General features: G+C 64.2%; 9 protein-coding genes. 2 read left to right on the forward strand and 7 right to left on the reverse strand.

The window, feature by feature from the left end; all coding sequences use genetic code 11:
* Positions 1 to 40: 40 nt before the first annotated feature.
* Together FFS37_RS01500 and FFS37_RS01505 are read left to right on the forward strand one after the other, a co-directional pair.
* Positions 41 to 805: a glycosyltransferase family 2 protein gene (locus FFS37_RS01500; RefSeq protein WP_137929157.1), complete on the forward strand. Its 765-nt coding sequence runs from the start codon at positions 41 to 43 to the stop codon at positions 803 to 805.
* A 147-nt stretch (positions 806 to 952) separates the two neighbouring features.
* Positions 953 to 1,969: a hypothetical protein gene (locus FFS37_RS01505; protein WP_171026137.1), complete on the forward strand. Its 1,017-nt coding sequence runs from the start codon at positions 953 to 955 to the stop codon at positions 1,967 to 1,969.
* Here FFS37_RS01505 and FFS37_RS01510 read toward each other — a convergent pair.
* From FFS37_RS01510 to FFS37_RS01540, 7 genes are all read right to left on the reverse strand, one after another.
* The gene (locus tag FFS37_RS01510; protein ID WP_137929158.1) at positions 1,934 to 3,508 is read right to left on the reverse strand and encodes a glycosyltransferase; all 1,575 of its coding nucleotides are present in this window, start codon (positions 3,506 to 3,508) and stop codon (positions 1,934 to 1,936) included. The genes FFS37_RS01505 and FFS37_RS01510 overlap by 36 nt on opposite strands.
* On the reverse strand, positions 3,505 to 4,782 hold the full coding sequence (locus FFS37_RS01515) for a glycosyltransferase family 4 protein (protein WP_232375550.1): 1,278 nt from the start codon (positions 4,780 to 4,782) through the stop codon (positions 3,505 to 3,507). Before FFS37_RS01515 ends, FFS37_RS01510 begins: the two co-directional genes overlap by 4 nt.
* Positions 4,783 to 4,974: 192 nt before the next feature.
* Complete coding sequence (locus FFS37_RS01520) at positions 4,975 to 6,504, reverse strand: mercuric reductase (RefSeq protein ID WP_137929159.1); 1,530 nt, start codon at positions 6,502 to 6,504, stop codon at positions 4,975 to 4,977.
* Complete coding sequence (locus FFS37_RS01525) at positions 6,494 to 7,843, reverse strand: glucoamylase family protein (protein ID WP_137929160.1); 1,350 nt, start codon at positions 7,841 to 7,843, stop codon at positions 6,494 to 6,496. Before FFS37_RS01525 ends, FFS37_RS01520 begins: the two co-directional genes overlap by 11 nt.
* Entirely contained in the window at positions 7,836 to 9,323 is a 1,488-nt protein-coding gene (locus FFS37_RS01530) for a GH39 family glycosyl hydrolase (RefSeq protein WP_137929161.1), read from the reverse strand. The genes FFS37_RS01525 and FFS37_RS01530 overlap by 8 nt, the downstream gene beginning before the upstream one ends.
* Before the next feature lie 60 nt (positions 9,324 to 9,383).
* Positions 9,384 to 10,136 carry an SDR family NAD(P)-dependent oxidoreductase gene (locus tag FFS37_RS01535; protein WP_137929162.1) on the reverse strand — a complete coding sequence of 251 codons (753 nt, stop codon included), beginning with the start codon at positions 10,134 to 10,136 and terminating at the stop codon, positions 9,384 to 9,386.
* A gap of 131 nt (positions 10,137 to 10,267) precedes the next feature.
* Positions 10,268 to 11,077 (reverse strand): IclR family transcriptional regulator, encoded by an 810-nt coding sequence (locus FFS37_RS01540; RefSeq protein WP_137929163.1) that lies wholly within the window; start codon positions 11,075 to 11,077, stop codon positions 10,268 to 10,270.
* Positions 11,078 to 11,161 lie beyond the last annotated feature (84 nt).

Consider the following 11,161-nt stretch of genomic DNA (forward strand, 5'->3'; position numbering starts at 1 on the left):
GCGTGTTCGGCCTGAAGCGCCCGGCTCCAGGGAAGCAGCCATGGTTCTCGTCGCCATCCCGGTCCATGAACGCGCTGAGCTCGTCCGCCACTGTTTCGCCACCGCGGCTGAACTGATCCTGCCCCAGGGGTCGCGGATCGTGGTCCATGACGACGCCAGTCCGACGCTGGACGTGGCAAGGCTTATCGCCGATACCGGGCTGACGGCCCAGCTTGAGCGCGCGGCCACCCGCAGGGGCGCCTCGGGCACCATCACCCACATCTGGCGGTCCTTCCTCGGCTCCGATCAGCAGTATCTTCTGTTTCTCGATAGCGACATGATCATCAATCGCGATGCCCTCGGTGCCGGACTTGACCGGATGGCTGGATTCGACGGACTTCTGACGCTCTACAATTCGATCATCCATCCGGGCGAACCGCTCGGCCCCGACCTGGTGAAGAAAGGTCGCATCGGCAATGCCGGGACGCTCTGGCGACGGCCGCTGGTCGAAGCGGCCCTGGCGGCCGTGGGTGGCCAGGCCTACATAGACGATCGCTATTGTGAGTTCTTTGGCGCCCGCAACATCCCGCTGGCGGCGATGGCGCGCAGCCGGGTCCAGCATCTCGGCATTGCCGGCGAGAACTATCATCCTTTCGGCGCCTTGGACCATGGCATCGGGTTTGTCCCTGACTCCCCACGCCAGTCCGCCGCCATTGTCCACGCCCACGACCAGTTGTTGAGCCGCCAGGACGCGCTTCTGCCCAGCGTCTCGTGGCTGCGGGCGCGGCGCGGCCGCTCATTCTGGCGGAGACTTATCGGCCGCTGAGGTTTCATCGGCATTTCCGCCCGGCCTGGATCGCGGCGATGCCCTGCTTCCCTGCATTGGGGGGCTGGCGCAATGCACGTCCCGTGCCTTCGAAATTGCTCCGGCAGGATGTTGCGCGGGTGCCGGTGTCCGGGCTAACCGTTGCCCATGGGTATGTCGCGCTGGCGGACAAAAATCAAAAAGGCCGTTTATTCCAAGACGCTGAGGTTTCTCGACGTCCCCCCCGTGCTGTGGTCGCAAGGGATCGGTCATTTCTGCGATTTCGCCGGGCCCGACTGGTATCGCTGCGCGCCGACCGAATCGACCCGGAGTGACGCCTTCTTCCGGAAACACTATGGTGCCGCTCACGGCATTGTCTGGGTGCGGCTCAGCACGCTGGCGCGGAACCCGCAATCTTGTGATCTCGACACCTTCGCCAGGATTGCCCTTCCGACGATCAACGCTCCGTTCATCCTGCTGACGACCGACGGTGATGCCTCCGTGCCCTCGGATCTGTCGAAGGACACTGTCGAGCGGCTTCTGGCCAGTCCTTATCTGGTGGCCTGGTACAGCCAGAATTGCGACGGAAGCCATCCCAGGATCAAGCCGTTCCCGATCGGGCTGGATCTGCATACGCCACGCTCCCTGACGACGCCCGCCGCACTGGTCGCACAATTGGAAATCCTGCGCGAGCGGCAGGGTAATGCGGATCGTCGTCCACCCAGGATCTTCTGCGATTTCAGCGTCAGCAAAGGCTCGCGCCAGCGTCGGGAGCTGCTTGACGCGCTGGATGCATGCCCCCATGTCGATTTCCTGCAAAAACGAGTGTCTCAGCGCGAGATCTGGGAGTTGTATTCGCAGTATCCGCTCGTGCTTTCCACCGTGGGGAACGGCCTCGACTGCCATCGGACGTGGGAGCTGCTTTATCTCGGCTGTATCGTGGTGACCAGGACCTCGCCGCTTGATCCTCTGTACGAAGGCCTGCCTGTCATCATCGTCGACGACTGGCACGAGGCGCGCGACCCCGAGGCGCCGGCGCGCTGGATCAGGCAGGTCGCGCACCTGACGGATCGGAACTACATCTGGGAGCGTCTGCGCCCGCAAACCTATCTTGAGCCCCTCAGGCAGGAACTCCGGCAGGCCGCGCTTTCACCACGGGACGTGCAGGATCTCCAGCTTCGGTAATCCGACCGGCCTGATGCCGAGGTCATTGGCCAGCAAGCCGAAGGCTTCGGTCTCGATCAGGTCGCGGTAGGGGATCTCGGGGAAACGAAGGCCGCCGCGATGCAGGGCGGCATCGACCAGCAGCATGGTTCCGCCGACCGCGTCGAGCCCGACAATGTCGAGATGCCGGACATCGCTGAGGTGATACCGGTTCGGCGTCTGCGCGGGAGGCTGGTGGAGGCCGCCGCGTATGTCACGGTAATAGCGATAATCCCGCGCCTGCCCTCTGATGATGAAGCTGTTGAGGTCGAAACTGCCGCCATTGGCAATCTTCACGCAATTGGGCACCACGATGCGGTGTCCCGCGGCGATCAGCCGGTTCAGCACGTCGTGCGGAAAGCGCCAGACGTCGATGTCGATCCACAGCGCCCAATCGTCATCCTCTTTGAGGCCGTGGTCGATCAGGTAATTTCGAACCTTGGCGATCGCGCCGCGCCTGACGCGCTGCATCCTCGGCTTCGCCCGTTTTGCCCTGTCGAGAGTCGTGCCGACCTCTCTGCGGAGCAAGACGATGTCACGATATTTGCCGGCTAATTTCTCGGTTGCCGCCTGCAGCCTCTCCCAGCTCCCGTCCAGGCTGTCGCCTTCACAGAAGACCAGCTTGATCCTGTCCTTGGGGTAGTCGAGCCCGTCGAGCGCGTCGAGGAAGGGCTGGATGAGATCGGCGGCATCCCGAAGCGGCACCAGGACGGCAATGTTGCGGCCTTGAGGATGCGGTGCCGACAGAACGGTCTTGTCGATACCGGCCTTGGCCTCGCTCTCGTCCAGATATGTGCCGCGTGTCAGGCGATAGCGGAGCCGGTAGGCCCGGTTACGCAGCTTGGTCCACAATGTCGGCGGTGGCTGCGGGGTCCACCAGGTGCCGGCCCAGTGATGGACCGAAAGCGGCGTTGTTTCGTCGCCGGTCGCGCGCTCCGTGCCGCCGGCCGACGTGACCGGCGCGAACAGGCCGGAAGGATGGATGGCAAAAGCGGCCTGATCGGCATAGCCGCGCTGGGCGGAGGTCAGAAGGCAAGGGCCGGTCGCGTCGAGGACGTCCTTGGCGGCGGCGAGCCCAGGCATCATCGACAGCAGATGAAGCCAGAACGGATGGCCGGGCGGGCTTGCCATGGTGCCGTTGAACAAGAGGTAGGGCAGGCCCCGGAAATCCGCCTGGACCGCCGCGTGCGAAGCCGGCTCCTTGCACAGCACGACGCGGCTTTCGCCCATGATCGGTTCGAAAGGCGCGACGCATTCGCAGTCGATGTCGGCATAGACGCCGCCAAAATGGTGCAGCAGCATGTAGCGCGCCGCGTCCGACCGCTGCACGCCGTTCGTGTAGCTGCAGAACATCGGCAGGAAATCGGGGTAGTGCTCGGCCACGAATTCGAGCAGCATCCGGTCGCTCCAGAACATCGTCGTCCAGTGCGGATTGTGTCGCTTCCAGCTGTCGGCATAGGCCTGGAAACGGGCCGGGACGCTGTCGGTCTTCCATGTCTGGTGCAGGATCGGCGGGATCATTGGCGGCTCGCTGCGGAAGGAGATGACGGGGTGTTGCCTGTGTCTTTGTCCAATCCAAGCCCGGCGCGAACGGCATCGCGGACAGCCTGCGGACCAAACCTTGCCCATGCGGCTTGATGCGCATGCATGCGCTGCCTTGCCCTGCTTTCGGCATCGAGACACAATCCGATCGCCATGTCGGCCAGGCCTTCGTCGTTTGGCGACAGGAGCACCTCGTCGCCCTCGACCAGGCCCAGCCCCTCGGCGGCAAGCGGTGTAGCGACCACTGGAACGCCCCAGGCCATCGCCTCCAGGATCTTGATGCGCGTGCCGCCGCCCGCGCTGAGCGGAACGATGCTCAGATGCGCACCGGACAGAAGCGGCGCCACGCTGTCGGGGCTTTCGACAAGCTCGACATAGGGCAATTCGGCCAGGGCGCGCACGCCAGCCTTCGGATCGCGCCCGGCCAGGACAAGCCGCGCGCCGGGCAACGCGCGCCGTATGCGGGGCACTATGGCATGGGCCAATCGCTGGGCGGCATCGACATTCGGCGGATAGCCGAGGTGGCCGATGAACAGGATCACCGGGAATCCATCATCGGCTGCGGCTTCGGCGGGCAGCAGCCTTGGAATGTCCGCGGCGTTGGGAATTCCGTTGGGAATGACATCGATCGGCACCTGGTGCCGGGAACCCTTCGGCAGTTTCTCGCGATCCTCACCCGAGCAGACCCAAACCCTGTCGACAAGCGCGAGCGCCTTTCTCTCCAGGCGCCAGATGCCAATCGACGCGCGGAACGCCGCCAGCCGTGATTTCTTCGGTTGGCCGTGGCCCATCTGATGAGCCAGGTCAGACTCGACATTGTGCATGTCCAGGATGAGTTGCCTGACCAGCGGCCGCAAAGGCCGCAGCAGCTTGAACAGGCCGATCCCCTCGATCACGACGGTATCAGGCTTGAAGTCCCCAACGATGGCCTTCAGCCGTGCCAGGGCGGAGCGTGAAATGCGATGTTCGGCTCTTATGCGCCACCACCCGATTGATGCCGTCCGGGCCTCGCCCTCGATCGACAGCGCCTCGGTGCGGATCATCGGGTCGGGCAGATCAGCGGGGCCGGCCCGCGGCAGCACGGAGACCAGGCGGACTGGTCCGAAGCCTGCCGCCGCCACGGCATTGCGGTGGTTTCTCAGGTCCGCGCCGGAGATCGGCGGAAACGCCGGGTCATGCGATACGACAAGCACGCGCCGTTCGCCGTCGAAAGCCGGCATGGCGACATCAGGTTGCACCCCAGTGCTGTTCAAAGCGCGTGTCCGAGCCGCGGCGCAGGCTCAATCCCAGACGGCATTCACGAGGCCCCCCGAAAGCCACAGAAATCAGCTTCGACTTGTTTAGCTGAACGGCGCTTTCGTCAAGCGCTTGATTGTCTGTGGATATCAGGAGTGCCGTTTTGCGGGCCGGCCAGAACCTTGGCCGCCAGGGTCTCACCGCTACGCCTATCGCCTGGACCAGGCCAGCCAGCGCGCCGCCAGGCGCCGGCGCAGCGACGTGAGCCGCGTTCGCCTGTAGGCATCGCCCGCCATCTTGATGCCCTGCGCCTGCGTCGGGAAAGGATGAATGACATCGGCCAGAGCGTGCAGTCCCATGCCCGACCTGATGGCGAGTGTCACCGCGTTGATCATCTCGCCGGCATGGCTGGCGACGACCGTCGCACCTAGGATGCGGTCGGATCCTTCCCTGACATGGATCTTGACGAAACCCTCCTCCTCGCCGTCCATCACGGCACGGGCGACATCATGCATCAGCACCGTGTAGGTCTTGACCGGAATGCCGTTGCGGCGTGCCTCGATCGGGTAAAGGCCGACATGGGCAATCTCCGGATCGGTGTAGGTGCACCAGGGGATAACGAGGTCGCTCAGCCTTTCGCGACCGCGAAACAGGGCGTTGCGCACGACAATGCGGGCTGTCGCTTCCGCGGTGTGGGTGAACTTGTATTCCAGGCATACATCGCCCGCCGCGTAGATGTGCGGATTCGTGGTTCTGAGGTGGTCGTCGACCTGGATGCCCGAGGCGTCATAGGCCACCCCGGCCTCTTCCAGGCCGAGACCCCCGACATTGGGCGAGCGGCCGACGCCGGTGATGATCTCGTCGACGGAAATCGTCGTCGTGTCGCCGTCCCGCAGCAGGTCGGCGAGCTTCTTGCCGTTCTCTGCCCGCACCGCCACCACTTCGGTGTTCAGCCGCACCTCGACCCCTTCGCGCGCCAGCGCGTCCGAAAGGATCTGCGCGGCGTCACGTTCCTCGCCGGGCAGGAACATCGGATCGCTCTGCGCCAGGATGACTTTCGCGCCGAGCAGGCAGAAGGCCTGGGCCGTCTCGCAGCCAAGCGGACCGCCGCCGATGACGAGGAGCCGTGGCGGGCATTTTATCAGGTTGAACATGCTCTCATTGTCGAGATAGCCGGCCTCGGCCAGGCCGGGGATCGCCGGCCCGCTCGCATGCGCCCCAGTCGCAATCAGTGCCTTCCTGAAAAGCAGCGTCTTGCCGCCGACCACGACCGTGTCCGGTCCGCCGAAGCGCGCCTCGCCGAAATAGAGGTCGATGCCCTCGGCCGCTATTCTCTCGGCCGAATCGGCGCGGCTGATTCGTTGGCGGATCTGCCGCATCCGCATCATGGCCCGCTCGAAGTCGACGCGCAGATGCTGCGGCGTGTCGCCGCCGAAATTCTCGGCATCGCGCATGTCGGCATAGAGCCTGGCGGTTCGGATGATCGACTTGGACGGGATGCCGCCGACATTGACGCACGCGCCGCCGATCAGCCCGCGTTCGATAAGAGCAACCCTTGCGCCGAGGCTTGCCGCGTCACGCGCAGCGGTCAGCCCGGCCGGCCCGGCGCCGATGACGATCAGATTGTAGGGACCGTCCGGTTCCGGGTTCTTCCAGTGTGGCGGATGTGCGCTCCGGATCAGTCCGGCGTCGCTGCGGTCGACAGGGAAGACGGCGGCCTTTGTCCGTTCACGCGACATCGCGCTCCCCTTCCGCGGAGCTTGCCGGCTGTGACAGCCATCCGCCGCTGAAACCCGCTTTGGTCAGACCGCGACGAATATGCGGATTGGATCGCATCAGATCCCAGATCAGCCGCGAGCGATGGTTCTCGATCATCATCACGGTGATGCCCTGGTCCAGCCCGTAATAGCCTTCCGACACCCAGCCGTTGCGGCCGAATTTCCGCCGGTTGGCCAAGGTCGGATTGAAGCCGCTCGGCAGCCGGAAATTGTCGATCACTTCGGGATAGCGCTCGCCGATATGGCGCAGCGCCGCCAGGCAGATATCAGGCGCGAACGGCAGGGATGCGGGATAGGACCACGGCGCGATCGTCCCGTCATCAGGCCCGAATGGCGCGCCGCGCGCCGCATAACCTGAAAACCGGTGCCGCCGCTGCTGCACGCTGGCCCGGAAGCCACCCGGTCCATCCCCCGCCGAAAGGCCCCACAGGTTCTCGCCATAGCCGTCAAAGCCATAAGGGTTATGGCGGGCATAGTCGCGGTGCAGGTAGGTCGAACGCCGGCTGTTTTCGAAATAGTCCGAATTCTTCTCGCGCATGAAGGCGTCGCGGATGCCGGCGAAATCGATCCACGCATGCGAGAACTGGTGCATGAACAGCGGCCCGCCATAGAGCACGTCATGGCCGTAGATGTTTTCCCATTGGTAGGTTGCCGTCCAGGCCTCGTAGCTGTCGTCCGAAGTCGGGCTGTCGGGCGAGGCCATCGACAGCACGTAGAGGATGGTCGCCTCGTTGTAGCCTTCCCAACCATAGTGCAGGAAGCCGCTTCTGGGCTTCCAGCCCTGCCGCAGCGTGGGCGTGCTGCCCTGCGCCCACCGCCAGTCGACACGCCGGTAGAGCGCGTCGGCCAGCTGTCTGATTTCTGCCTCCTGCGGGTCGTCATTCGAGAAAAATGAGCCTGCCAGGAGCACGCCCGCCATCAGCAGCGCCGTGTCCACCATCGACAGTTCGCAGCGCCAGACCCGCAGGCCCGTGCGCATGTCGAGGAAATGATAGTAGAAACCCTTGTGGCCGGTAACGTCGTCGCCGCGGCCCTGCGGGCTGGCGGTGAAGAAGCGCAACGCCGCGAGCGTCAGCCCGGCCGCGGCTTCACGCGTCATCCAGCCGCGCTCGACGCCGATCGGGTAGCAGGACAATGCGAAACCGACGACGGCGATGCTGGCCGGCGAATTCGGCCGCGACGTATCGGCGACAAGTCCGTTGTCGGGGTTCACCGTCTCCAGGAAATAACCGAAGGCGGCGCGCTGATAGCGGTCCAGAAGCTCGTCGTCGGACAGCGCGGCAGGTTGTGCTTCAGGCAAGCGATGCAAACTCCAGCGTCACGGAAGCGACCCCCAATGGCGGCACGCTCACATCGAATACGAGGGCGCCATCACGCCAGGCGACCGGTTGTTCCCGCGTCGGCATTTCAGAAGCCGCATGCAATTGTTCGACCATTGCCGGACTGAGATAGTCGGGCTTTCCCATCGTCGCCCACAGCGCCTTGGCGTTGGCGCTTCCCGCATCGATCCGCCGGATGATGGCGGCGGCGGGCCTTAGAGCGTTCGCGAGTTCGATATGGACGGTTTCGTCCACGACCGGATGACGCGGCAAGGCGAAGTTGGAAATCAGCACGGTCAGCGAATTCCCGTCGCGGACGCACCAGCTGTCGACGGTCGGATGGTTGCCGTCCATGCGCAGGATTTCCCCTCCAAGTCGATGCAGCATTTCAAAGGCACGGTAGGCCGGTTTGGCGATGCCGTGAAGGTTCATCAGACCGAAGCCGCCGTGGAAGGGCACTGAAGGAAAATAGTTCTCCTCGAAAATATCCGAGAAGGTCCAGTAGCTGTAGCCATCGACCAGTCCTCTCGCCTCCATCACCGTCTTGACGATGAAGGCGGCGGCATAGGGCTCGTCATGCAGGGGATCGCGCGGGTTCGAGGACGTGCACCATTCGGTGTAGTAGAGCGGACGGTCGCCGGCCTGCCGGCGTGCGGTGCGCGCCTCCTCCCGCAACACGCTTCGCGTGCTTTCAGAAAGCTGGGTCTCGGTGTCGTCGCCTGGTTTGCCGAAGGCATCGGTCGGATAATGATGCGTGCTGATGAAATCGGCTGGCAGGCTGTTCTGCCCGCAATGGGCAATAAAATCATCGATCCAGGCATTGGCGGCGGTGGCCGGCCCGCCGACCTGCAACCGCGTGTCGACGGATTTGATCGCCTTCGCCGTAGCGGCATAGAGCCTGAAATAGTCCTCCTGCTTGCCGCTGCCGAACGCCTCGAGGTTGGGCTCGTTCCACACCTCGAAGAACCATTGGCGCACTTCCTCCAGGCCGTAGCGGTCGACCCAATGGCCAACAAGCTTGGCAATGAGGGTGGACCACTGGCCATAGTCCTTCGGCGCGCTGACATTGGCACGGTAGTGGAAGATGATCTGCCCCGAAGATGACAGCATCGTCGGCATGAAACTCAGTTCGACAAAGGGCCGCATGCCGATCGACAGCAGGAAATCGAAGATCTGGTCGGCATTGAAGAACGAGTAGAGCGGCTGGTCGTCCTGATCGATGAGCGTGCCCATGTCGTCATCGAGCAGGCCGTGGAAACGGACGTGGCGAAAGCCGAGTTCGTCATGGGCGCGCCGCATCTGCGCCTGCCAGTCGGCACGCAAAGCCAGCGTCGCATGGCCGCTGCCGACTGTATGTTCCCAGAAATGCGGGAAGTCTTCGCCCCGGATGCCGAGATCGCAGTAAAATACCGCGCTCGTGGGATCGCATGGTGGCTTCGTCGCAGGCTGTACGCTTTGCATGGCCACTTATACGCAGTACGGCCTTGTTCGTTGCCTTCTCACGCGGATTTGTAGTTGCCGTCAATAGGTGGCGCGGCCGCCCGAAACGTCGAAGACGGCGGCGGTCGTGAAGGAGCATTCCTCAGAGGCGATCCAGCAGATCAGCGCGGCGACCTCGTCGACTTCGCCGAAGCGCGCCATCGGGATCTTTGAGAGCATGAAGTCGATATGCTCCTGGCTCATCTGCTTGAAGATGGCGGTGCGTACGGCCGCCGGGGTCACGCAATTCACCGTCACCTTCGTCTTGGCCAGTTCCTTGCCGAGGGACTTGGTCAGGCCGATCACGGCGGCCTTGGACGTGCTGTAGGCCGACGCGTTGGGATTGCCTTCCTTGCCGGCGATCGACGCGATGTTGACGATGCGCCCGTAGTTGCGCTCGAGCATGTGCGGCACCAGCGCCTTGTTGCAGTGGAAGACGCCGTTGATGTTGATGTCGATGACCCTTTGCCAATCCTCGGCCGGATAGGCCCATGTGGTCATGTTCGGCCCGGTGATGGCGGCGCTGGTGACAAGGATGTCGACACCGCCAAGAGCGTCGATGGTGGATCGTGCGGCACCATCCACACTTGCTGCATCGGCGACATCCACCGTCACGCCGTGCAGCTCTGGCAAGAGGGCCTTTGCCTGCTCGATCTGGGCGGGGTCGCGATCCCAGACGCTGACACGTCCGCCTTCTTCGGAGATTCTCTGGGCGACCGCGAGGCCGATGCCCGAGGCGCCGCCGGTGATGACGGCCGATCGGCCGGCGAAGCGTCCCGCGAAGTTCATCGGCATCCGTTCTCTCCGTCCATTACCGGCTGTGGCGCCCTGTGCGGCGGCCGAACATTCCCTGGGATTTTGCGGGTGGCGCCGGCCGAGTTCAAGCCGGCATGGTGCCGGATCGTCTGGGCCAATGCCGGCAAGCCCTATGCCGGTTCGCCTTCGAGTTGACGTCGCAGCGCTTCCACCATTGCCACCAGCGCCGGCCCGATTTCGGTATGAGCGCGTTGCTCGGTGATGATCTCGCCGATGCCGCCGCAGGTGATGGCGACCAGCGGCGAACCGTCGCGCGGGCGGAAGGGCACGCCGACCGCGTGGATATAGCTGTGCCACGCCCCGAACGACGTCACATAGCCGAGCCTCGCGTGCTGGGCGATCGCGTCCTCGATCGCCGCGGAGATCGCTTCAGCCTTGTCCGGTTCCGCCTCCTGCAACGCCCGCACGAGGCTCGCCCGTTCCTCGGGCGCAAGCCCCGCCGCATAGGCAAGCCCCATCGAGGTCTTCCAGATAGGCAGATGGGAGCCGGGGTTGAGGCGCAGCGTGACAAGGCTCTCCGACCGGCAGTTGGCGAGATAAACCATGTTGAGGCTGTCGCGCGTGCCGATCGCCACCGCCGCGCCGGTGAGGTCCGCGAGCGGCTGCATCAGTGGACGGGCGATGTGGACGACGGCGCTGGAGCTCAGGGCCGAATAGCCGAGCGCCACCGTTGCAGGGCCGAGGCTGTAGCGCCCGAGCTCCTTGTCGTAGAGGAGGTAGCCGAGCGCGCTCAGCGTATAGGTGATGCGTGAAACCGTCGCTTTCGGCAGGCCGGTGCGGGCGATGATGTCCTGATTGCCGAGCGAGGCATCACCCGGCCGGAAGGCGCGCAATATACCAAGCCCGCGCACCAGCGAGGACGAAAGTTGCCCGCCTTCGCCGTCGAGGTCCGTCTCGTCCCTTGTCGCTCTCTTGCGCACGCTGGCGGTCTTTCTGGCGGACGGATCCGCCGCTCGGGCCGGTGTCACCGGCGCCGTTCATTCAAAAATGAAATTAAATTCCAT

Source organism: Mesorhizobium comanense (assembly GCF_005503535.1).
GTDB classification, from domain to species: Bacteria; Pseudomonadota; Alphaproteobacteria; order Rhizobiales; family Rhizobiaceae; genus Mesorhizobium; species Mesorhizobium comanense.

Coding starts and splice junctions, on each gene's coding strand:
- FFS37_RS01505 (WP_171026137.1), top strand. CDS start 953: ATGGGTATGTCGCGCTGGCGGACAAAAATCAAAAAGGCCGTTTATTCC.
- FFS37_RS01530 (WP_137929161.1), bottom strand. CDS start 9,323: ATGCAAAGCGTACAGCCTGCGACGAAGCCACCATGCGATCCCACGAGC.
- FFS37_RS01535 (WP_137929162.1), bottom strand. CDS start 10,136: ATGCCGATGAACTTCGCGGGACGCTTCGCCGGCCGATCGGCCGTCATC.
- FFS37_RS01510 (WP_137929158.1), bottom strand. CDS start 3,508: ATGATCCCGCCGATCCTGCACCAGACATGGAAGACCGACAGCGTCCCG.
- FFS37_RS01520 (WP_137929159.1), bottom strand. CDS start 6,504: ATGTCGCGTGAACGGACAAAGGCCGCCGTCTTCCCTGTCGACCGCAGC.
- FFS37_RS01500 (WP_137929157.1), top strand. CDS start 41: ATGGTTCTCGTCGCCATCCCGGTCCATGAACGCGCTGAGCTCGTCCGC.